Raw genomic sequence first — 21,125 nt, forward strand, 5'->3', positions numbered from 1 at the left:
ACCCATGAATCCAGACCTCTTCTCCGTCTACGCTCCCGTCCTGACACCTTTCAAGGCGGATCTGAGCTGCAACACGCCCCGCTTCATCGAGCATTGCCGCTGGATCGTCGAACAGGGCGCCGGGCTCGCGGTCTTCGGGACCAACAGTGAAGCGGCGTCGATTGCGTTGCGCAAGAAGCGCGACCTGCTCGATGCGGTCGTCCTGGCCGGTATCCCGACGAAGTCCTTGATGCCGGGCGTCGGCGCCTGCAGCCTGGAGGAAACCATCGAGCTTACCCGCGCGGCGGTCGATGCCGGGGCACCCTGCGTGCTCGTGTTGCCGCCGTTCTTTTACAAACCGCTGACGACGGACGGTCTTGCCCGATACTACGGACGGCTGATCGAGGCGGTCGGCTCCGACCGTCTTTCGATCGTGCTCTATCACATCCCGCAATTCACCGGCGTGCCGATCACCCTCGAGCTGATCGAGACGCTCAGGCGGCGCTACCCCGCCAACATTCTTGGCGTGAAGGACAGCTCCGGCGATCGCGAGACGCTGAACGGCTTTCTCTCGGTTGGCAACGGGTTCCGCGTCTTTCCCGCCTCGGAGATCCTGCTTGGCGAGACCATCGAGCGCGGCGCTGTCGGTTGCATTTCGGCGACTGCCAATGTCAACGCCAAGGCCATGGTCGATGCCGTCTCTGCCACGAGCACGGTCGGGGCCGCACAGGCTTTCGCGCCGATCGCCCCGGTGCGCACGTTGTTCCAGCAGTTCCCGATGATCCAGGCGATGAAGGTCGCCATGGCTCGCCACACCGGCGACGAGACCTGGCGCGCGGTACGTCCGCCGCTGGTGGAGCTCGATCGCCAGGCTGAACAGAAGTTCGTGTCCGCCTGCACCGAGATCGGTTTCAGACCCTGGGCTGCGACGATGGAGCCCGCATGAGCGCGGCGGCTTCCGGGGCTGTGAAGCCGCTTGCCAACTATCCCGATCTCAAGCGGGAAGGCGGGTTGCTTTTCCTGTCCGGCATGAGTGCCCGGCAGGCGGATGGAACCATCGCCGGCGCCGCAAGGGCCTCTGATGGTGCCGAGACTCACGATGTCGCAGAGCAGTTGCGGGTCATTCTGCGCAAGGTCGGCGAAACACTGGCCCGAAACGGCGGAAGCTTCGGCGATATCGTCGATGTCACGGTGTTCCTGACCGACATGCGCCACTACCGGGCGATGAACGACGAATACAATATGTGGTTCGCCGTCGATGGGCCGGCCCGCACCACGGTCGGGGTCAACGAACTGCCGCACCCCGATATGGTCGTGGAACTGAAGGTGGTTGCACGCGCACCGGCCTGACGCTTTGCGACGGTCCAAAAAGCAGCCCCCGGCGGTGCCGTCGGGGGCTGTTTGCGTTCAAAGGATCCGGCAGGCGTCTTCGAACGACAGGCGGGGGTGCCGGGCAAACAGCTTTGCCGGATCGCCATGACCGAGACCGCAGATGAAGTTCGACTTCAGCCGGCTCTCGCTGAAGAACGCCGCATCGACCACCTTGGCATCGAAACCCGAAATCGGGCCACAATCGAGCCCGAGCGCGCGGGCTGCCAGCATGTAGTATCCCGCCTGCAATGTGGCGTTGCGAAAGGCAGTCTCTTCCACGAGGTGCGGATTGCGCTCGAAGAACCCTTTGCCATCCGTATGCGGAAACAGAAACGGCAGGCGCTCGGCAAAGGCGAAATCGGTCGCGAAGATGGCGACAACAGGGCAGGTCATCATCTTGTCGACGTTGCCGGCAGCCAGCGCCGGGCGCAGCCTTTCCTTTGCCTCTGCCGTCACAAGGTAGGTGATCCTTAGCGGCGAGCAGTTCATGCTCGTCGGCGCCAGGCATGCGAGTTCGTGGATCTGCTCCAGCAGCCTGTGTGGCACCGGACGATCGAGCCAGCCGTTTTGGCTCCTTGCCTCCGTGAAGATTTTCCCGAGCAGGGCGGTGTCGGCCGGTGTGGTTTGAAGGCTTTGATGGTCCATGGGGTCCCCTTCGGACGTTGGTTATCTCTGACGTCGATCGTGTGGTCGCTGCGGTCGGCCTGTCGGCCGGTGAGCAGCCGGTGCGCGCTCGGGCTCGGCTAGGCCTTGAGGCCGGAGCGCCGGAAAAATTCCCCGAAAATTGCGTTCCCGCAGCCAAGACGAACCCGGTCAGACCCGTCGGTGGACCGCTCGCCGTTTCCTTTGCGCATTTCTTCGCAACTTTCGCGTATGTGTGCACCGATGCACTTGACAAGAATACATAATGACGAAATTGTATGCAAGAAGATACCGACAGTATGGAAGGAGACAGCCGGTGGTTTGGCATGCGCTTGGGCAAAGGCTCATCAGGGAAGAAATACGGCCGGTCATCGTGACCGAGCAGGGGGTCTACGATCTGGATCTGGTGTCGCGCGTCCTTGGGCGGCCGGGCGAGGACTGGAGCCGGTGGCGCGCCGGTGGCATTGCCGTGATGCTGGACGCCTGGATCGACGTCGAGCCGGCATTGGCAGCGCTTGCCGACAATCTCGCCGCCAGCGGTCCGAAGTTCGAGCCGCTTGGAACGGGGACGAAGCTTTGCGCGCCCTATCGTCCGAACAGGATCTTTGCTACCGCTTCGAATTATGTCGAGCATGCGCAGGAGATGGGGACGGTGCTAGCGGCGAAGTCCGAGAGTCAGCCCTTCGTCTTCATGAAGGCCGATTCGAGCGTCATCGGCCCCGATGAGGCGATCATCCTTCCGCAGAGGGCAGAGAAGGTCGACTGGGAAGTCGAGCTTGCAGCGGTGATCGGCATCGGCGGTCGCGACATTCCGGTCGACAAGGCGCTCGACCATGTCGCCGCCTACACCGTCATCAACGACATCACCTCGCGCGACCTGACGCGTCGCACCGACTTTCCCTTCAAGCATGACTGGTTCCGCGGCAAGAGCTTCGACACCTTTGCGCCGCTCGGCCCCTGGCTGGTTCCGGCCGATTGCGTCGGCAACCCGCAGGACCTGCGCCTGACGCTCGACGTCAACGGAACCCGCAAGCAGGACGACAGCACCGGCTCGATGATCTTCTCGGTGGCCGAGCAGATTTCCTATCTGTCGTCGATCCTGACCTTGCGTCCCGGCGATCTCGTCGCCACCGGCACCCCCGACGGGGTCGGAATGGGCACAGGAGAATTCCTGAATGCCGGCGACATAGTGACGGCCGCCGTGGAGAAGGTCGGCACCATCACCAATCCGATCAGAGGAGCTCGGATCGATTAACACCCAAACCGCCAGCAATGGCTAAACTGAGGAGGACAGTATGGCTAAAAAGTTTGGAAATTCGCTTCGCCTGGCAGCGCTCGCCGGAGCGCTCGCATCGATGATGACGGCGGCTTCGGCGGCCGAGGAAATCTCGTTCAACATGTCGTGGTTGCCGCAAGGGAGCGTGGGAGGCGTTCTCGTTGCCAAGGCCAAGGGCTTCTTCGACGAAGCAGGTCTCAACGTCTCGGTCTATCAGGGCTATGGCGGCCAGCGCACCGTCAACGAGATCGACCAGGGCCTGTTCGATATCGGCTACGGCGACCCGGTGAGCGTCATTCTCAACCGCGTCAACGGCGGCAAGGCCGTCTTCGTCGGCTCGATCAACACGGTCTGGCCGGGCGCGCTCTGCTACATCCAGAAGGACGGCGAGAAGACGCCGGTGCTTGCAGACTTCAGCGGCAAGTCCGTCGGTGGTGGCGCCACGTCGCCGGTCCAGAACATCGTGCCGGCCTGGCTTGAGCAGAACGGGCTGCCGAAGGATCATCTGAAGCTGCTCCGGATGAACCCAGCGGTCATCACCTCGTCCTTCCTCGAAGGCCAGGTCGACCTTGCCGAATGCTGGGAAGGTGCCAGCCTGCCCATTCTCCACGAGAATGCGCAGGAGAGCGGCAAGAAGATCGGCATGATCAAGTATCGCGATTTCGGTCTCGACATGTACGGAAGCGGCTTCGTCACCACCGAAGCGATGCTGGCCGAGAAGCCCGAGGTCGTCGACAAGTTCCTCGACGCCTCCTACCGCGGCTACGAATACATGGCCGCGCATCCGGAAGAATCCGCCGACCTGATCGTCAAGCAGTATCCGACGCTGAAAAAGACCGTCGTGCTCAACCAGATCAAGCAGATCAATGCGCTCGTGCGGGATCCACACGCTGAAAACAAGGATCTCGGCTTCGTTCGCGCCGATCGCATGGAAAAGACGATGGGCTTCGTGCGTGAGGCATTCGTCGTCGACGACAGCATCAAGACCGTCGACCTCTACCGCAACATCAGTCGCTGAGGTCGGCCCAAACCTGGGATGAGGAACATGAAGAAGAAGATCAACGTGCGGAAGCTTGGCCACATGGTGCTGATGGTCCGCGACATCCACAAATCCGTCGACTTCTATACCAATGTCGTCGGCCTTGAGGTCTCGGACTGGATCGAGGACAAGATGGTGTTCCTGCGTGCAGGCAGCGACCATCACGATCTCGCTCTGTCGCAACTGCCGGCGGATTCGCCGGATCGTGACGACCTGCCGAAGTACACGAGGCCCGGCCTCGAGCACTTCTCCTATCTCGTCGACAGCCTCGAAGACATGGAAGCTGCCGCCGAGATGTTGCAGGAGCGGGGCGTCGAGATCGTCCGCGGTATCGGCAAGCACGGTCCGGGCGCCAACTGCTTCCTCGTGTTTAAGGATCCCGACGGCAACAACTGCGAGATCTACTGCGACATGATCCAGGTCACGGAGGAGAACCCGCATACGCCGCAGGTTTGGGAACGAAACATCGACGCGTTCGACCAATGGCGCTTCAAGCGCTTCGTCGTGCCGCCACCACACCAGGTGGTCAAGGACAAGCAGGGTCAGTGATCCCGGGAGCGTTTCGGCCTCGAACGCAGTGATCGAAACGCTCCGCTTTGTTCGCAAGCATTTCTCTCCGGAAAGCCGTTTCGCTTTTCCTGGAAATGCTCTTGCGCGCCGGCATCGACCGGCGCGCCTCACCACGGATGCCAACTCGCTCTTCGGAGGCTCTCATGCCAGGCGTTAGTTCGCGACTTGCCGCCTATAGCCAAGTCGTCTTGTTTTTCGGTGCTTTTCTACTCTTCTGGGAATATGGCGTCCGATATTTTGAAGTGAAAAGCTACATTCTTCCGCCGATCTCGGCGATCGCCGTCGCGGTCTGGGAGGCGCGAAGCGAAATTTTTGAGAACTCGATGTACACGCTTGCCGAGGTGCTGATCGGTTTTGGCGCTGCCGTCGTCGTCGGCGTCATGCTCGGCATGGTCGTCTATGTCTCGCCCTTTGCCCAGCGCACCATCTATCCGCTTGTCACCGCCCTGCAGACGACGCCGAAAAGCGCGCTCGCGCCGCTGATGATCGTCTGGTTCGGCTACGGCTTCATTTCCAAGGTGGCGATGGCGTTTCTCTTTGCCTTCTTCCCGATCGTGGTCGCGACGCTCGGCGGCTTTGCCGGCACGGCGAAGAACCTCGAGGAACATTTTCGCGCGCTGAATGCAGGCCCCTGGCGCACCTTTACGACGCTCCGGCTGCCAAGCGCCCTGCCGAGCTTCATCGATGGATGTCGTGTGGCGATGCCGCTTGCGATGATCGGCGCGATCATCGGCGAACTCGTCGGCTCCGAGCGTGGCCTCGGCAACCTGATCATGCTGGGAACCGCATCGACGCGCACCGACCTCGTCTTCGGCTGCATCATCGTGATCACGCTGATCTCGCTGGCTCTCTACGCGCTGATCGAATTTGCGGCCAAGTCCGTCTGGTGGCGGGGAATACAGGTATGAACATTTCAGTTCGGGAGGAAAAGATGGTGTCGACAGCCACGGCCGAAGCGCCGCAATCTGGCAAGGTGGCAGGCAAGGGCTCGAGCCCGGCCGCAGAATCTGCCGTCAACCATATCGAGGCACGCGGCCTCAACAAGACCTTCGGCTCGTTCAAGGCGCTGGAAGACATCGATTTTACCATCAAGAACCAGGAGTTCGTGTCGGTGCTTGGCCCGAGCGGCTGCGGCAAGAGCACGCTCCTGCGCATCGTCGCCGGCCTGATCCCCTATGAGAGCGGCTCGGCAACGATCAAGGGTGAGGCAGTGCGGGCACCGCGCCCTGACGTCGGCGTGGTCTTCCAGACCAACAACATGCTGCCCTGGCTGACAGTGCGCCGCAACGTCGAGCTTGGAGCGCGCATCCGCAACATGCCGGCCGATGCGCGTGACGCGGCGGTCGACAAGATCCTCGATGTGCTGTCGCTGACCAAATTTGCCGATGCCCACCCGCATCAGTTGTCGGGCGGCATGCGCCAGCGCGCATCGATCGGCCAGGCGCTGGTCCTCGATCCGCAGATCCTGCTGATGGACGAACCCTTCGGTGCGCTCGACGCGCTGACGCGCGACAAGCTCAATGTCGAATTGCTACGTATCTGGCAGGAATCGCGCAAGACGGTGATGCTGATCACCCACAGCATTGCCGAAGCCGTTTTCCTCTCCGACCGGGTCCTCGTCATGGCCGATCGACCGGGCAAGATCGTCGAGGAAGTGACGATCGATCTGCCGCGTCCGCGCAACGCCGCCACCACGCGTGCCATGCCAAAGTTCGGCGAATACGTCGCCTATCTTGGCAAGGTCATGGGCGTTGCAAGCTAGAGAACCGTGCGTTCGGAAGTACCCACAAAGGACGCGCTGGCACTTCGATTTTGTCGCATGTTATCCGTCTTCGGTGATTGCACCGGAAAGCGGGACACTGCTGACCTTTGCAGGTCGATGCGAAGCGCATCTGCGTAGGCGACGCGTGAATAAGAGATAGGGCACTTTTGCGGTTTCGCCTAAACGGAAGCGCAGCAGCGGCTCGATCTTACCCGCCTCCCTGAACGATATTTTTTTCCAGGGAGGCGGGTGAGTTGCGTTCGTGATGGTTTACGAAGCGGGCGGATGGCATTCAGGATTCCAACCTGCCTCCCGGCCATCGATTGAAATCTTCCTGCCGGCATGCGCCGGCAAAAATGCGATTGGAACTCTTATGCCCCAACTCACTCTCGATCTCGCCAACGGGATCATCGAAGCCGCCTTCGGCGCTGCGGCAAAAGCCCGGATGAAACCGCTTTCGGTGGCTGTCCTCGATGCCGGTGGCCATCTCATCGCGTTTCAGAAGCAGGACGGCTCGTCGATGCTTCGCTTCGAGATCGCTTCGGGCAAAGCCTATGGCGCGCTTGCCGTCGGCATGGGGTCGCGCTGGCTGAGCAACACGGCGATCGAGCGGCCGCATTTCGTGCAAGGGCTTTCCGCCGTCTCGGGCGGCCGCATCGTGCCGGTGCCCGGCGGCGTTCTGGTGCGCACGGCGGCCGGCGACCTGATCGGTGCGGTCGGTATCACCGGTGATACGTCTGACAATGACGAAGCCTGCGCCGTCGCCGGCATCGAGGCTGTCGGCTTCGTGGCGGATGCCGGATAGGCGCGCCACCGATCTGAACCTGGCGACCTGATCGCATCGACACCGCCATCGGCTGACCCGTCGCCTTGGTGACGGGCTCAACCCGCGGCGCGTGCGAGAAGGGCGCGGGCGCGGGTGACGATCGGCCGGTCGACGAATTTTCCCTCGAAGGTAAAGGCGCCGATCCCGGCCTGATCGGCCTGGTCGGCGGCGTCGATCAGGCGCCGCGCACGCTCGATTTCTTCTGGCGAAGGCGAAAAGCCTTCGTTGAGGAGGGGCACGACACTCGGGTGAATGCAGGTGGCGCCATCGAAGCCGAAGTCTTTGGCTTCCGCAATGGCTGCGGCCAGTGCCTGCCGGTCGGCATAGTCAGCGGTGCTGCGCAACAGCCCGAAGGAAAGAACGCCGGCGGCCTTCGCGGCATAATGGATCATCAGCTTCGGCACCCGCAGAACCTCAGGCGTCGGCTGGGCGCCCATCGACGTGGCCAGATCCTCGCCGCCGGCAGACAGCGCAAAGACCCGCGGCCCCGCGGCGATCGACGCGGCGTTCAGCAGGCCCGCGGGGTCCTCGATCAGCGGCGCAAACCGCATCGCCTGTCGGTTTGCAGCCTCTTCCAGCGGCCGCAGGTGCGCGTCGAGCCGGTGGAGAACATCGGGCGAAGACACCTTGGGAATGTAAAGCGCTTGCGCGCCTGCCTCGCAGGCCGCAGCGGCATCGGCCAACATGGCGGGTACGTCGTGGGTGTTGATCCGGACGATGATCTGGGCGCCGCCCCGACCAACCATGGCTACGGATCGACCGAGTGCAGCCCGCGCGGCGTCCTTCTCGTTAGCCGCCACCGCATCTTCGAGATCGATGATGATCGCGTCGGCCCCACGCTCGTGGGCTTTTTCGAGAAAGCGGGGCGAACTGCCGGGAACATAAAGCAGCGAACGCATCCTCATTTGGACCGGCCTCCCATAGCCACGGTACCTTCGTCGGCCGACAGATTGGCGGCGCGGAGCATGCCACGGGTGCTCTGTCCAAGCGAAAGCGATGGTCCCGTCTGGGGTTCGGCGAGACCGACATTCACGCCTATGCGGCAGGCAAAGGCGACGCAAGCTTTTGTCGAATAGAACATCAATTCCTCGCTGGCGATTTCTCGCTCTTGAACATCCGCCGCGAGAGCGCCTCGCTTGCGCGGCGTGCAGCCTCGACCGTCACCTCGGTGACGCGACTGAGGTTGTTGGCGATCCGTTCGCGCGGGCCGGACATGTTGACGACGGCGACGATACGCCCCTCGGGGTCGCGAATTGGCGCTGCGACCCCCGCCGCTCCCTCGACCCGGCCATGGAGATTGGCGACATAGCCTTCCCGGCGCGCGGCGCTCACGCGCGCGGCGATGGCTCCCGGGTCGTCCTCGTCGGGGACGGAGAGGCGGAGATAGGCTTCGAGATCCTCGTCCGCGAGGCCGGACAGCAGCATCAGCCCGCTTGCCACGTAATGGGCGACACGCTGGGTTGCAATGTCGCGGTCATAGCGGATCTCCCGCATCGGGAGGACCTTGTTGAGATAGCGAACCTGCCAGTCACCTGTCAGCACGGCGATGAAGCCGGTTTCCTCGATTGCAGCCACCGTTTCGCGCAGGATCGGTTCCGCGACCCTCAGGATCATGCCCCAGCCGCTGTTTGTTTCCGACGGCTCGCCGGGCAACCGGATCAGCAGATAGCGCCCGTCGGCCTGGCGGGTGACATAGCGGGCGTCGACCAGTGTGCGCAACAGCAGCAGCGTGCTGCTTTTCGGCAGGGCAAGTGCTTGCACGACCTCGACGAGCGAGACGGCCTGGCTGCGCGATGCCAACCACTCGATCAGGTCCAAAATTCTCTCCGCACCTCGGCCGCTCATCGCATTCATTCTCGTTCAATATATTGAACATGTGCTAAATGATGAACTTATGAGGCGTGCCCGCCCTTGTCAACACGCGGTCGGCTTGGGCATTCCCTTCCGCAAGGCCGCCGAAAGTCACGCTTTGGCTGCTCCGTCCCGACGGAAGACTTTCGGGGGCGGGCGGTGCAATCGAGCCGTGCCGTGATTTCAGTCCGCAACAAATCTTGAAACGGCCAATCAAACACTCGCCTCCATTGGCAGGCACGCTCCCTTCCTGCCCGGTCCTCGACCATTCGTGTCGAGCCGCGACGATGACCTGGCCAGTGTTCGAATGAGGAGTGAACAGATGCGTAAGCCTAAACTGACTGAAGCAGCACGCCCGATCCCCGTTCCCGGTTACAAGCCGGTGGCCCTTCCGGCTGTGCGTGCCGCCCACCTGATGCTGAAAAGCAAGCGCGATGCCGACGTGCGCCACGCCCAGAGGACGGCGACCATGCGCATCGTCAACCAGTTCGATCGTGACACCGACTAACGATCGGGCATCTGCCGATTTGCGCTGGCGCAGGCGTCAGCGCCGCCATGGTCCGACAGCCGACGGCTTCCAGCACCATCATTCGGTCCTCGTCGCTCAAATCGGGGTTCACCGAGATAACAGAGCCGTCATAGCGGGCAGGCACATCTCCGCCTCGGAAAGGCCTCCGCAGAAGATCGGTCATGTCTTGTGCAAAGACAGACAGAAGTCACGTCAATTTGGCCCCTGAGCCCACGCGAACCGCTTTGTTCGTGTGAGGTCAGGGTCCTGCTTGACGGCAGAAGCAACACGTGTAAATAATAGATCAAGTAGTCGATTAATTAATAAAGCCGGCCGATCCCTAGGCAGCGCGCACGCTCATCCACCCTCCAACACCAACTGCGATCCGATGCTCAACTCCATCTGCCACGCCCATTGCCGTTTGCGCTCGATGGCATCCGCATGAGCCGCCACTCCATTCGCATCCGACGGCGGTTGCCGGTCTTGGGAAGCGTCATGGCTGGCGCATTCTCGACGCTCGGAAATGCCGTCGCCATGGTGGCCTTGCCTTGGTTCGTGCTGACGTTGACCGGAAGCCCTCTGTGGACCGGCATTGCCGCCGCCGCAGGCGTCTTGCCGATGATTGCCGGCTCGCTGTTCGGCGGCGGTCTTGTCGATCGCTTCGGCCCGCGCTGGATCGCATTCTCCGGCGATTTCATCAGCGCGCTTGCGGTCGCAGCCGTACCGCTTCTCTATCATCTGGATATGCTCGGGATCGGAACGCTCGTCGCTCTGATCGCCATCGGCGCTGCAATGGACGGCCCGGCATCTATCGCGGCCGAAAGCCGCCACCCCGAACTGGCGCGTCTCGCCGGCTTCCGGCTGGAACGGATCAAGGCCGCCGATGAGCTGATCGAGAATGCCGGCGTGCTCGTCGGGCCGGCGCTTGCCGGCGTAATGATCGCGCTTGTTGGCGTCGAAGACACCTTGTGGCTGACCGCTGGATGTTCACTCGCCGCGGCGATCCTCGACGTTATCTCCCTGCCGACGCGGCGCAAATCGGTTGGCGCCGAACAGGTCGCCATCGGCCTGGCTGGCGCATGGGAAGCGGTTCGCTTCCTGTTGCGCGATCCGCTGCTGCGCAGCCTGATCATGCTGGGCACGTTGTTCGGCATCATCTTCGGCGCGATGGAGGCCGTCGTCATGCCGGCCTTTTTCAAGGCGACCGGGCAAAGCGCCATGAGCCTCGGCCTGTTCCTGTCGGCAAGCGGCGGCGGCGCCATTTTGGGCACGCTTGCCTATGCGGCCTGGGGCCATCGGTTCTCCGGGCGTGGCATCCTTATCTTCGGCTGCGCCGTCGAGGCGCTCGCCATTCTCGTGCTGGCCTTGGCGCCTCCGGTTTCGCTGCTGATCGCAGCCGGCGCTGTGGCCGGTTTCGCGACGGGACCGATCGGGCCGATCGTCGCGACCGCAGCACTTCGCCGTGTGCCGGTCAAGCTGCGCGGGCGGGTGCTGGGTGCTGCGGATGCTCTGGAGCTGTCGGCGATCCCGCTGGCCATCATTCTGGCCGGTGGAGCGGTCGAGGTTTTTGGCGCTCAGCCATTGCTCCTGGGTTGCGCCGCAGCGCTCGCCGGCACGACGGTGATCGCCGTCTTTCTGCCGGGTCTGAAGCAGCTTGACCGCAGGCGGATCGGCAATGCGGCAAGGCTCCCCGTCGGCGATGACGTCGCCAGGGCGGGTGAGTAGCCATGCGGAAAGCGCCGTGCCCGTTGCGGTGAATAGGCTGTCAGCGTTGCGGCCGCGACGGTGGTCAAGGCTGCCGAGCGCACCATCGCGCTCGGCAGCACCCGGGGAGGTTATCTTATTGCCGGACCGCTGGACGCCTAGCGCGCGACCGCTTCGACGATCCTGCGGCTGGCCGAAACGATGTCCGTATCCTGCAGCAATGCGCCGCCGATCAGATACATCACATCGTTTCCGTAAGCGTCGCGCATCTCCGGCACGCGGCCGAGGTTCATGCCGCCGCCGGGGGCAGGCACGATCGCCTTCGGGCCACCCATGTCGGTGGCGCAGGCCTTGGCGATCGACTGGCATTCCTCGCGGGTGAAGCCAAAGCGCCCGCCGAAATTCGGATAGATCGCTGCGTCGGCCCCCATCAGGCGCTGCAAGGCGCCGTAGAAGCATCTGTGCGAAAAGCCAGTATCGGGCGAAACGACGTTGGCACCTGAGAACGCAGGATGCGAAACGATCGGCAGAGTGAAGGCCGGATCGGACGCCAGCGTGTGGATCACGTCGTAGCCGGCAAGGGCCGGGGAAATCATCACCCCACCGGCGCCGGCCTCCTGCGCCATCATCGCGCGCTCGAACAGGTCTTTTGCCGACGCGGTGATGTTCGGCACGAAACTCGCCCGCCCGCCGCTCTTGGCATTGGCTTCGCCGACGGCATTGACGCAGGCGGCCAGCCGTTCGGCGAAGGGCGACGTCCGCTGGTCCACCAGCCCGTGGTCGTCCTTGACGAAATGCATGCCGCCGAGCGCGAAATCATGCGCGCGGCGGGCAAGCTCGGCCGAAGACAGGCCGACCGGCTTGATCGCCGACATCAACAGCGGCTGCGCGCCGATGCCGGCCCTTTGCCGCAAGCCGGCAATGCCAAGCTTCGGGCCGGGGCAAAGCGCGAGAATGCCCGCGGACAGGCCGATGTTCTCGACTTTCAAGCCCGGCTTGATCGAGCTGTTGCCGAAAACAATGTTGAGGAACTGGAGGAAGTCGCCGCCGACATCGTCCTCGCTGTAGGAGATCTCGGCGAGATAGCCGGGCCGACCGTCCGGATCTTTTGCCAGCGCCTCAAGCTTGCCGAGGATTTCATCCTCGACATAACCCTTGGGCACGACATCCCTGGGGATCTCGACCGTCTGTTCCAGGGCGATATCCAGCGCCCGTGCGCGCGCCTCCGCCTCGTCGGCCGCCCTGACGTAGTAGCTGACGGTGAACCGCGGAGCCATCAGAGCGCCTCCGCCTTCTGCGCCGAATGCACATGATCAAGGCGGACCTCGGTCAGTTCGTCTTCGCCGATTTCGAGCGACCTGCCGGTCAGCTCCTCGATCGCGGACACCAGCGCGCCGGCGTCGAGGCCATACTTCTTCATGAGGTAAGGCTTCGAGGCGCCATGGGCAAACGTGTCCTTCAGGCCGAGACGCTTGAGGCGAACGCCAAGGCCCTCTTCGGCCACGATCTCGGCAACAATCGAGCCGAGGCCGCCGACGATCGTGTGGTTTTCGAGCGTGACGATGCCCTTCTTGCCGCGCGCGGCCTTGAGTAGCCCTTCGCGGTCAAACGGCTTTAGCGTCGAGGCGTGCAGGTGATGAAGCCCGATGCCGCGCGCCTCGATCGGTTTTGTGGCGCGCAAGGCTTCCTCGGTGCAGACGCCGGAGCTGACGACGAGGATGTCGTCGCCTTCCGACAGGGTACGCAGCGTGTTGAACGCAAACGGCGTTGAGAAAAGCCGAGGGACTTCGCCGCGAAGGATGCGCACATAAACCGGTCCGTCGATCGCATCGGCAACCTCGAGTACCGTTTCGACCTCGGTCGCATCGCCGGTCTCAAGGATCGTCATGTTCGGCACGGCGCGCAGCACGGCGATATCCTCGATCGCCTGGTGGGTGATGCCGCCGGGCGTGGTGATACCCGGCAGGAAGCCCATCAGCCGCACCTTGCGGTTGGAATAGGCGATCGAATTGATCAGCTGGTCATAGGGGCGCCGGTAGAGGAACACCGAGAAGGTGTGGATGAAGGGCCGATAGCCCTGCATGGCAAGCCCGCCGGCGAAGGAGAGCATGTTCTGCTCGGCCATGCCCAACGACAGGAACTGCTCCGGATGCCGGTCGCGGAAGCCATCGACCTCGCAGGACGAGGTGAGGTCGGCGGAAAGGCAAAGCACTTCCGGGCGCGCTGTCGCGAAAGCCTCGAATGCCCCAGCGTAAGGGCGATTGACGATTTCGACCATGGTCAGGCCCCTTCCATTTCGTTCGGGCTGACGCCCAGTTCGGCGGCGAGTGCCGCCTGCATTTCGAGCCGCTCTTCGGCGCTCTTGAAGCGCACGTAGTGAAGGCGCGGAAAGCGCTTTTGCAGGAAGTTCATTCCCTGGAACGGCGACGTATTGGCGAGGATGACCAGCGGCTTACCCGCTTCGGCACTGTCGGCAGCATCGCGCATGGCCTGAAGGTCGTGGCCGTCGATCGAGCGGCAGGTGGCGCCGAAGGCCGCAACGCGGCTGGCAAGATCGCCGAGATCGAGAACCGACGACATGGCACCGTCGCATTGCTGACGGTTCACGTCGACGATGACGCGGATGTTGTCGATGCCATGGTGGGCCATTGCCGCCAGGCACTCCCAGGTCTGGCCCTCCTGAAATTCCCCGTCGGACATGTAAACCCAGACCTTGCCCGGCTCGTTGCGCCTCTTGCGAGCAAAGGCAACGCCCGCAGCCATGGAAAGGCCCTGCGCCAGCGAGCCGGTCGTTACCTCCATGCCCGGGCTGTGCTCGGCGCCGATCATCTCGACGGAGCTTCCGTCCTTGTTGAAATGGTCGAGCGCGTGTTCATCCATGCGCCCGACCTCGATCAGTGCGCAGTAGATCACGAGCGCATAATGCGCCGGCGAGATAATGAAGCGATCGTACTCCGGCGCGGCCGGGCCGTGGTAGCCGGCGCCGGTGAAGGCGTCGGGGTTATCGGCGGAGGGCACGCCGCGAAACGGCAGCGGCACCTTCGGCAGAGTCGGTTCGCCGAGCTTGAGGAACTCGTTATAGAGCAGAGCGAGGCTTTCGGCGGCCGAGCAGGCCTGGCTCAGATAGCCGCCCTTGTTCTTCATCGTGTGGAAGAAGACGCGGCGGCGAATGCCGAGTGCGATCTCCTCGGTGGTCTTCTGGTTTGTCAGGCTCACCGGTCAGCTCCTTTCCGGAAACAGCGCTTTGAGGCCCTGCGGCGACGCCGTGGCGACGCCGCGTTCGGTGATGAGGCCGGTGATGAGGCGCGCAGGCGTCACGTCGAAGGCCGGGTTTGCCGAGGGGCTGCCTTCGGGTGAGACGCGCACCGAGATGATCGCGCCATCGGGGCCACGCCCTTGCACGAAGCTTACCTCGTCGCCGGTGCGTTCCTCGATCGGGATCTCCTTGACGCCGTCCTTGACCGTCCAGTCGATGGTTGGCGACGGGAGCGCGACATAGAAGGGAACATCGTTGTCGCTGGCGGCGAGCGCCTTCAGGTAGGTACCGATCTTGTTGCAGACATCGCCGTTGGCCGTCGTGCGGTCGGTGCCGACGATCACCATGTCGACGGCGCCGTGCTGCATCAGGTGGCCGCCGGCATTGTCGACGATCAGCGTGTGCGGCACGCCATGGCCGTTGAGCTCCCAGGCGGTCAGCTGGGCGCCCTGGTTGCGCGGCCGGGTTTCGTCCACATAGACATGCACGGGAATACCCGCTTCGGTCGCCATATAGATCGGTGCCGTCGCCGTTCCATAGTCGACGGTCGCAAGCCACCCGGCGTTGCAATGGGTCAGGATGTTGACCGGCTCGCCGGGCTTCTTCGTCGCCGCGATCTCGCGGATGATCTTGAGGCCGTTCGCCCCGATCGCCCGGTTGAGCTGCACGTCCTCCTCGGCGATTTCGCCGGCGCGCCGGTAGGCGGCCTCGGCGCGGTCGTCGACCGACAGCGGCCGCAGGAACTGGCGCATGGCCTCGAGCGCCCAGCGAAGGTTGATCGCGGTCGGTCGGGTCTCGTTGAGCTCCTCCCAGACCGCATCGAGATGCCGGTCGGACGGGTCGTCCGCCATGGCAATCGCGACTCCGTAGGCGGCGGTGACGCCGATCAGCGGCGCGCCGCGCACCCACATGTCGCGGATGGCGACCGCCACGTCCGCGACCGTCTTCAGCGTGACGATCCGGAATTCGTGCGGCAGCCAGCGCTGGTCGATGATGTCGACCGAGCGGCCGTCGGCGTTGAGCCAGATCGTATGGTAGTGCTTTTCTCCGACTTTCACGAAAGTGTCTCCTGCTGAAGCCGTTGCGCGGTGGCGCGAATGTCCCTGAGGCTCGCAATGCGATCCCGGTTGACGGCGAGATGACGACCGAGCTTCAGAGCCTTGCTTTCGCATTCGGCGCGGCGGCTGAGGTCGTCGATGGTTTCGAAATCGGCATTGTGGGCAAGGCCGAGGATGCGTCTGAGGATCTCGACGCCGGCAAAGCCGAGCATCTCGCGGTAGATCTCATCGAGAACGATGGTCAGCGCCTGTTCCGAGCCGAACGGATCGTCGCGGTCTTCGAAAAGGCTTGCCTGGTAGAGGATGCCCTTGCGCTCGCTCCGCCACAGAGCCGAAAACTCGTCGCAGAAGGTTTCCCAGATCGTCTCCGTGGTATCCAGCAGGTAGGTGCGCATCCGGTCGCGTTCGCCGGCGACGGTCTCGTGGCCTTCCTGCGAGAAGTAGCTCATCCAGAAATTCGCAAGCAGCATACCGACATCGAAGCTGATCGGGCCGTAGAAGGCGAATTCCGGGTCAATGACACGCGTCTCGTCGTCGGTGACCATTACCGAGCCGGTGTGCAGGTCGCCGTGGCAAAGGGTTTCGGCCTTGGCGGAAAAAATGTGCTTCAGCCGCTGGGCTTCAACCTTCAGGTCGCGGTCGCGGCGTAGTTCCTCGACCAGGCTGTCGAGGTGCGGGCTCGTGTGCCGGTTCATCTCCGCTTCGAAGTAAGGATCGGAGAAAACAAGGTTTTCGGTGATGTCGCAGAGTTCGACATTATCGGCGAAGAGGGCGAGATCGGCCTTCTTGTCGCGTGTCGGCATCGAAAGATCCGAGCCGCGGAAAAGCGTGCGGGCCGCGAAAAGCCCGAGATCGCGGCCGATCTTCGGCAGCATGCGCCCCGCAATCAGCGCGCGCCGCAGGATCACGTGCGGTGTCAGGTATTCCATGATGATCATCGCCTGCTCGGCGTCGAAGAACAGGATTTCCGGCACCATGCCCGGATCGCGGGCAGCCTGGCGAATGAGGGCGTGGTATTCGAAGAACGAGCGCTTCAAGGGCAGGGGCCAGCGTTCGCCGACGAGCCGGACATAGGGCAGCGCCTGCTTGACGATCGCAGCCCCCTTCTCGCCCGTGACGATGAAGACGAGATTGAGGTTGCCGTCGCCGACCTCCTTGACCTGCCAGCGAAGATGGTCCGCGCCGATCCTGTCGCAAAGGGCCGTGTTATCGCTCAGTCTCAATGGCAGCGTTTCGGCGCTGAGCGCCTCGAACACGTGCTTGTCCATATGGTCCTCCCTATCGACATGACCGGCCTTCACCGCTCCTCGTCATGCTGTCTTGGGTCATAGGTAAGTCGCCATTCTGTCAAATGTCAACAGCCTTGACATTTGATGGATAGCCATCCTAACCTGCCTTCATTGGGAGGAGAGCATGAGCGAACAAGCAGTGTTTCGCATCGAGGGCGTGCGCAAATCCTTCGGGCCGATACCGGTCCTGAAGGGCGTCGATCTCGAATTGCGCAAGGGTGCCGTCACGGTGCTGATGGGCGCCAACGGCGCTGGAAAGTCGACACTGGTGCGCATCCTCAGTGGCGTCTACGTCAGCGATGCCGGGGATATGCGGCTCAGCGATATTCCATTTGCCCCGGCAACGCCGGCAGAGGCGATCCGAGCCGGCGTGGTGACGGTTCACCAGAACATCAATGACGGCGTCGTCGCCGATCTCGATGTGGCGACCAATCTCACGCTCGACCGGCTGAACGGTCGCGGTGCACGCCTGTTTTTCAACCCGCGCCGTGTCCGGCGTGAGGCAGCCGTCGTTGCGGCCCGCATGGGCCTCGCGATCGATCTTTCCGCCGATATCAACGACCTGACGCTTGCCGACCGACAGATGGTGGCGATTGCCCGCGCCATGGCGCATGAACCGCAGGTGCTGATCCTCGACGAGCCGACCTCGTCGCTGTCGAGTGCCGAGGCCGATCGGCTGTTCGAGCTTCTCGACCGGCTAAAAGCCCGCGGCGTCGCCATCCTCTATATTTCCCACCGGATGTCCGACATCCGCAGGCTCGCCGACAGCATCGTCACGCTGCGCGACGGGCGCATAACCGGCCGTTTCGAAGGGGCGGATCTGGATTACGAAGGCGCTGTCAACGCAATGCTCGGGCAAAAGGTTTCGGCAGGTGCCGTGACCGTGCGCGACGGTTCCGGTGCAGTCTTTTCGGTGAAGAGCCTGCGGCTGACGCAGACGTCCCGTCCGTTCGACCTGGCGCTTGGCGATGGCGAAATCGTCGCCGTGACCGGGCTTGTCGGTGTCGGCAAGACGGCGCTGGCCGAGACGCTTTTCGGCGCGCGTTCGCCCGTGGCAGGGCTGATGACGCTTGACGGCGCGGCCTACCATCCACAATCGACCGGTCAGGCGATTGCCAAGGGCGTGTTTCTGGTCGCCAAGGATCGGGCCGACAGCGGCATCGTTCCGGACTTCAATATCTACGAGAACATCAGCCTGCCGTTCCTTAAGCGGCTGTCGCGTTTCGGCATATCGAGCAGGTCGGCCGAACGGGCGAAATCGCGGGCGCAGATCGCGGCACTTGGCGTCGTCTGCCGCAGCGAGCGCGACGAGATGCAGACCCTTTCCGGCGGCAATCAGCAGAAGGTGATGGTCGGGCGCTGGCTCTCCGAGCCTTCGCGCCTGCTGATCCTCGACGAGCCCTTCCAGGGCGTCGACATTGCCGCGCGCCGCGACATCGGCGCCAAGCTGCGCGCCTCGGCCTCCGGCCGCGCCACCATCGTTTTCCTGACCGAACTCGACGAAGCCTTCGAGATCGCCGACCGCATTCTCGTGATGTCGGAACACACTGTAGTCGGCGAGCATCGCAACGCCTCGGTCGACGTCGAGCGGCTCCTCCAGGAGATCGCCGGTCAACATCATCAGCAGGGACAGCCTCATGAGCAGTGAACAGATAAAACCCACGGCGCCTGCCGCTTCAGTGCTACCGGCTTCGCCGGCAAGTGCCGCGTTCAGCCTGCGCGACCTCGCGATCAAGTACGGCTTCCTTGTTCTGCTGGCGGGGCTGGTTATCTATTTCTCGCTGGTGACCAACGGCTTTTCCTCGCCGCAGAGCGCGGTCTTCATCCTGCAATCCGTATCGATCACCGGTATCCTGGCGCTCGGCGTCACGGCCACGCTCGTCGTCGGCGGTTTCGACCTGTCGATCGGCTCGGTCGCGACCACGTCGATGATGGCGTCATCCTATGTGATGGTGGTGATGGGCGGCGACGCGCTGACGGCGACACTCGTCTGCCTGGCGATCGGCGTTCTCGTCGGCCTGATCAACGGCATCATCATCGTCTATATGCGCGTGCCGGATCTTCTGGCGACGCTCGGCATGATGTTCCTGCTGCTCGGCCTGCAGCGCATCCCTACCGAGGGGCGCTCGATCGCCGCCGGCATGACGCTTCCCGACGGCTCTGTTGCGACAGGCACCTTTAGCCCTGCCTTCCTGGCGCTCGGGCGCCATCGATTCGATCTGATCCTGCCGAACCTCGTGCCGGTCTCGGTGGTGGTGCTGATCGTGCTGGCCGTCGTGATCTGGTTCTTCCTCGAATACACCCGCTTCGGGCGGATGATGTATGCGGTCGGCTCCAACGAGCGCGCCGCCGGCCTCGCCGGCGCGCCGGTCAATGCCTACAAGATCTCGGCCTATGTCATTTCGGGGGTCTTCGCCTCGATCGGCGGCATTCTGCTCGCCGCCCGTCTCGGCCGCGGCGACATCGCCTCGGGCAACAACCTGTTGCTCGACGCGGTCGCAGCCGCCCTGATCGGCTTTGCCGTGCTCGGAGCTGCCAAGCCGAATGCGTTCGGTACGGCGATCGGCGCGCTCTTTGTCGGCATCCTGCTCCAGGGCCTGACGATGATGAATGCGCCTTACTACACCCAGGACTTCATCAAGGGCGCCGTTCTCGTCATCGCCCTGATCTTCACCTTTGCGCTCTCGAAAAGAGGCAAACGCTGACGGGAAAGCCCCGGAGGCGGAAAACAAACGTTCACCAGTGGAGGAGACTGAAATGAACTTTACACGCAGAGCAATGGGCAAGCTGGCGCTTGGCCTTGCAGGAACCGTGGCCTTCGCCACCGCTTCCTTTGCCGCCGACATGCCGAAGCCCTTCGACAAGCCAGGCGACGTCAAGATCGCGCTCGTGCGCTATCTGTCGACCGGCGACTTCTTCCAGTCCTACCTTGCCGGCGTGGAGGCGCAGGCAAAGGCACTCGGCGTCCAGCTTCAGGTTCTCGACAGCCGCCAGGACGCAGCGCTTCAGGCCGACATGGTCGACCAGGCGATCGCGCTCGGCGTGCAGGGGATCATCATCCAGCACGGCCTGACGGAATCGATGAAGGAAGCCGCCCAGCGCGCCGTCGATGCCGGCATCAAGGTCGTCGCCTTCGACGTCAACGTCGAGAACGCGAAGATCCCGCAGGTCGAACAGTCCGACCGAGACCTTGCCCGCCTTGCCCTCGAGCAGGCGATCAAGGACAACGGCGACAGCTTCAAGGCCGGCTACGTCTATGTCGCTGGCATCGCGCCGCTCGACCGCCGCGACGAGACCTGGAAGGAATTCAAGGCGAAGTATTCGGGTATCAACGAGATCTCGCAGTTCGGCACGATGGACAACCCGATCGCCAACTCGGTTGCCAACCAGGCGCGCTCGGTCATCTCCGCCAATCCTGATATCACCGTGATGTTTGCGCCCTATGACGAGTTCGCCAAGGGCGTGAAGATCGCGGTCGACGAAGCCGGTCTGTCGCAGAGCGTGAAGATCTATTCCGCCGACATCTCGACCTCGGATATCGCGGCGATGCGCGAGCCGGATTCCGCCTGGGCGGCAACCGCTGCCACCAACCCGGCGGTGGTCGGACAGGTTTCGGTCAGGACGCTTGCCATGCTGCTTGCTGGCGAAGACCCGGGCCGTAGCGTCATCGTGCCTCCGACGCTGATCACCCAGAAGGACCTGAACGATCAGGACATCAAGAACATGGAGGAACTCGGCACCAAGCTGCCGCAGTTCGCTCATGCGGATGTTGCCATGCCGGCATGGATGCCGAAGCCCTGATCCGTACTGTCAATTTGAAAGAAAGCGGGGCGGTCGAAAGGCCGCCCCGTTTGCATGTTGCCGACCTTGCGCGTCGTGCCTTGTTCCAAGGCCCGGCTTAAAGCGCGTCGCGATCTTTCAGATTCGCTTGGCGCGCTTTAAGTTCTTGTTTTTGCGCATGTCGTTATCGCAAAACCGCGGCACACTTTTGCGC

21 protein-coding genes are annotated in these 21,125 nt (G+C 63.1%); 13 read left to right on the forward strand and 8 right to left on the reverse strand.

What is annotated here, in order from left to right; translation table 11 throughout:
* The first annotated feature begins 4 nt into the window (after window positions 1-4).
* A complete protein-coding gene (locus AC07UR_RS18755; RefSeq protein ID WP_209789040.1) occupies window positions 5-925 on the forward strand; it encodes a dihydrodipicolinate synthase family protein in 921 nt (306 codons plus the stop codon).
* The gene (locus AC07UR_RS18760) at window positions 922-1,329 is read left to right on the forward strand and encodes a RidA family protein (RefSeq protein ID WP_209789042.1); all 408 of its coding nucleotides are present in this window, start codon (window positions 922-924) and stop codon (window positions 1,327-1,329) included. Before AC07UR_RS18755 ends, AC07UR_RS18760 begins: the two co-directional genes overlap by 4 nt.
* A gap of 57 nt (window positions 1,330-1,386) precedes the next feature.
* Here AC07UR_RS18760 and AC07UR_RS18765 read toward each other — a convergent pair whose 3' ends face one another.
* Entirely contained in the window at window positions 1,387-1,995 is a 609-nt protein-coding gene (locus AC07UR_RS18765) for a malonic semialdehyde reductase (RefSeq protein ID WP_209789044.1), read from the reverse strand.
* Window positions 1,996-2,308: 313 nt separating this feature from the next.
* On the opposite strand from AC07UR_RS18765, the gene AC07UR_RS18770 reads away from it, so the two are divergent.
* From AC07UR_RS18770 to AC07UR_RS18795, 6 genes are all read left to right on the forward strand, one after another.
* Entirely contained in the window at window positions 2,309-3,247 is a 939-nt protein-coding gene (locus AC07UR_RS18770) for a fumarylacetoacetate hydrolase family protein (protein ID WP_209789046.1), read from the forward strand.
* A 40-nt stretch (window positions 3,248-3,287) separates the two neighbouring features.
* Window positions 3,288-4,286, forward strand: coding sequence for an ABC transporter substrate-binding protein (locus AC07UR_RS18775; RefSeq protein WP_173421351.1), 999 nt, complete (start codon window positions 3,288-3,290; stop codon window positions 4,284-4,286).
* Between the two features lie 27 nt (window positions 4,287-4,313).
* The gene (locus AC07UR_RS18780; RefSeq protein ID WP_209789048.1) at window positions 4,314-4,856 is read left to right on the forward strand and encodes a VOC family protein; all 543 of its coding nucleotides are present in this window, start codon (window positions 4,314-4,316) and stop codon (window positions 4,854-4,856) included.
* Between the two features lie 164 nt (window positions 4,857-5,020).
* The gene (locus AC07UR_RS18785; RefSeq protein ID WP_112811892.1) at window positions 5,021-5,785 is read left to right on the forward strand and encodes an ABC transporter permease; all 765 of its coding nucleotides are present in this window, start codon (window positions 5,021-5,023) and stop codon (window positions 5,783-5,785) included.
* Window positions 5,782-6,639 (forward strand): ABC transporter ATP-binding protein, encoded by an 858-nt coding sequence (locus AC07UR_RS18790; protein WP_234941664.1) that lies wholly within the window; start codon window positions 5,782-5,784, stop codon window positions 6,637-6,639. Before AC07UR_RS18785 ends, AC07UR_RS18790 begins: the two co-directional genes overlap by 4 nt.
* Before the next feature lie 373 nt (window positions 6,640-7,012).
* A complete protein-coding gene (locus AC07UR_RS18795; protein WP_173421352.1) occupies window positions 7,013-7,444 on the forward strand; it encodes a GlcG/HbpS family heme-binding protein in 432 nt (143 codons plus the stop codon).
* 77 nt (window positions 7,445-7,521) lie between these two features.
* On the opposite strand, the gene AC07UR_RS18800 is transcribed toward AC07UR_RS18795, so the two are convergent.
* Window positions 7,522-8,370: an HpcH/HpaI aldolase/citrate lyase family protein gene (locus AC07UR_RS18800; protein ID WP_209789050.1), complete on the reverse strand. Its 849-nt coding sequence runs from the start codon at window positions 8,368-8,370 to the stop codon at window positions 7,522-7,524.
* A 175-nt stretch (window positions 8,371-8,545) separates the two neighbouring features.
* Window positions 8,546-9,283, reverse strand: coding sequence for an IclR family transcriptional regulator (locus AC07UR_RS18805; RefSeq protein ID WP_209789052.1), 738 nt, complete (start codon window positions 9,281-9,283; stop codon window positions 8,546-8,548).
* A gap of 355 nt (window positions 9,284-9,638) precedes the next feature.
* Between AC07UR_RS18805 and AC07UR_RS18810 the strand changes: the two genes are divergently transcribed.
* The gene (locus AC07UR_RS18810; protein WP_209789054.1) at window positions 9,639-9,824 is read left to right on the forward strand and encodes a hypothetical protein; all 186 of its coding nucleotides are present in this window, start codon (window positions 9,639-9,641) and stop codon (window positions 9,822-9,824) included.
* A gap of 495 nt (window positions 9,825-10,319) precedes the next feature.
* Window positions 10,320-11,549, forward strand: a complete 1,230-nt coding sequence (locus AC07UR_RS18815; RefSeq protein ID WP_209789056.1) for an MFS transporter — start codon at window positions 10,320-10,322, stop codon at window positions 11,547-11,549.
* 137 nt (window positions 11,550-11,686) lie between these two features.
* Here the strand turns inward: AC07UR_RS18815 and AC07UR_RS18820 are convergent, their stop codons facing one another.
* From AC07UR_RS18820 to mtnK, 5 genes are read right to left on the reverse strand one after another with little or no spacing between them, the layout of a single operon-like run.
* Entirely contained in the window at window positions 11,687-12,805 is a 1,119-nt protein-coding gene (locus AC07UR_RS18820) for a RuBisCO large subunit C-terminal-like domain-containing protein (protein ID WP_209789058.1), read from the reverse strand.
* Complete coding sequence (locus AC07UR_RS18825; RefSeq protein WP_209789060.1) at window positions 12,805-13,806, reverse strand: transketolase family protein; 1,002 nt, start codon at window positions 13,804-13,806, stop codon at window positions 12,805-12,807. The genes AC07UR_RS18820 and AC07UR_RS18825 overlap by 1 nt, the downstream gene beginning before the upstream one ends.
* Before the next feature lie 2 nt (window positions 13,807-13,808).
* Window positions 13,809-14,744: a transketolase gene (locus AC07UR_RS18830; RefSeq protein ID WP_209789062.1), complete on the reverse strand. Its 936-nt coding sequence runs from the start codon at window positions 14,742-14,744 to the stop codon at window positions 13,809-13,811.
* A gap of 3 nt (window positions 14,745-14,747) precedes the next feature.
* Window positions 14,748-15,842 carry an S-methyl-5-thioribose-1-phosphate isomerase gene (mtnA, locus tag AC07UR_RS18835; protein WP_209789064.1) on the reverse strand — a complete coding sequence of 365 codons (1,095 nt, stop codon included), beginning with the start codon at window positions 15,840-15,842 and terminating at the stop codon, window positions 14,748-14,750.
* Complete coding sequence (mtnK, locus tag AC07UR_RS18840; RefSeq protein WP_209789066.1) at window positions 15,839-17,110, reverse strand: S-methyl-5-thioribose kinase; 1,272 nt, start codon at window positions 17,108-17,110, stop codon at window positions 15,839-15,841. The genes mtnA and mtnK overlap by 4 nt, the downstream gene beginning before the upstream one ends.
* 145 nt (window positions 17,111-17,255) lie before the next feature.
* Here mtnK and AC07UR_RS18845 point away from each other — a divergent pair, with 145 nt between their 5' ends.
* Genes AC07UR_RS18845 through AC07UR_RS18855 form a run of 3 tightly spaced genes read left to right on the forward strand, consistent with a single transcriptional unit; the run spans window position 17,256 to window position 20,932 of the window.
* Window positions 17,256-18,779 (forward strand): sugar ABC transporter ATP-binding protein, encoded by a 1,524-nt coding sequence (locus AC07UR_RS18845; RefSeq protein WP_173421363.1) that lies wholly within the window; start codon window positions 17,256-17,258, stop codon window positions 18,777-18,779.
* Complete coding sequence (locus AC07UR_RS18850) at window positions 18,769-19,836, forward strand: ABC transporter permease (RefSeq protein WP_173421364.1); 1,068 nt, start codon at window positions 18,769-18,771, stop codon at window positions 19,834-19,836. The genes AC07UR_RS18845 and AC07UR_RS18850 overlap by 11 nt, the downstream gene beginning before the upstream one ends.
* Before the next feature lie 52 nt (window positions 19,837-19,888).
* Window positions 19,889-20,932, forward strand: coding sequence for a substrate-binding domain-containing protein (locus tag AC07UR_RS18855; protein ID WP_209789068.1), 1,044 nt, complete (start codon window positions 19,889-19,891; stop codon window positions 20,930-20,932).
* Window positions 20,933-21,125 lie beyond the last annotated feature (193 nt).

The organism is Ensifer sp. GW821-FHT05G01, from assembly GCF_059419585.1.

Coding starts and splice junctions, on each gene's coding strand:
- AC07UR_RS18755 (WP_209789040.1), top strand. CDS start 5: ATGAATCCAGACCTCTTCTCCGTCTACGCTCCCGTCCTGACACCTTTC.
- AC07UR_RS18850 (WP_173421364.1), top strand. CDS start 18,769: ATGAGCAGTGAACAGATAAAACCCACGGCGCCTGCCGCTTCAGTGCTA.
- AC07UR_RS18790 (WP_234941664.1), top strand. CDS start 5,782: ATGAACATTTCAGTTCGGGAGGAAAAGATGGTGTCGACAGCCACGGCC.
- AC07UR_RS18815 (WP_209789056.1), top strand. CDS start 10,320: ATGGCTGGCGCATTCTCGACGCTCGGAAATGCCGTCGCCATGGTGGCC.
- AC07UR_RS18760 (WP_209789042.1), top strand. CDS start 922: ATGAGCGCGGCGGCTTCCGGGGCTGTGAAGCCGCTTGCCAACTATCCC.
- AC07UR_RS18795 (WP_173421352.1), top strand. CDS start 7,013: ATGCCCCAACTCACTCTCGATCTCGCCAACGGGATCATCGAAGCCGCC.
- AC07UR_RS18800 (WP_209789050.1), bottom strand. CDS start 8,370: ATGAGGATGCGTTCGCTGCTTTATGTTCCCGGCAGTTCGCCCCGCTTT.
- mtnK (WP_209789066.1), bottom strand. CDS start 17,110: ATGGACAAGCACGTGTTCGAGGCGCTCAGCGCCGAAACGCTGCCATTG.
- AC07UR_RS18785 (WP_112811892.1), top strand. CDS start 5,021: ATGCCAGGCGTTAGTTCGCGACTTGCCGCCTATAGCCAAGTCGTCTTG.
- AC07UR_RS18780 (WP_209789048.1), top strand. CDS start 4,314: ATGAAGAAGAAGATCAACGTGCGGAAGCTTGGCCACATGGTGCTGATG.
- AC07UR_RS18810 (WP_209789054.1), top strand. CDS start 9,639: ATGCGTAAGCCTAAACTGACTGAAGCAGCACGCCCGATCCCCGTTCCC.
- AC07UR_RS18845 (WP_173421363.1), top strand. CDS start 17,256: ATGAGCGAACAAGCAGTGTTTCGCATCGAGGGCGTGCGCAAATCCTTC.
- AC07UR_RS18820 (WP_209789058.1), bottom strand. CDS start 12,805: ATGGCTCCGCGGTTCACCGTCAGCTACTACGTCAGGGCGGCCGACGAG.
- AC07UR_RS18775 (WP_173421351.1), top strand. CDS start 3,288: ATGGCTAAAAAGTTTGGAAATTCGCTTCGCCTGGCAGCGCTCGCCGGA.
- AC07UR_RS18855 (WP_209789068.1), top strand. CDS start 19,889: ATGAACTTTACACGCAGAGCAATGGGCAAGCTGGCGCTTGGCCTTGCA.
- AC07UR_RS18765 (WP_209789044.1), bottom strand. CDS start 1,995: ATGGACCATCAAAGCCTTCAAACCACACCGGCCGACACCGCCCTGCTC.
- AC07UR_RS18825 (WP_209789060.1), bottom strand. CDS start 13,806: ATGGTCGAAATCGTCAATCGCCCTTACGCTGGGGCATTCGAGGCTTTC.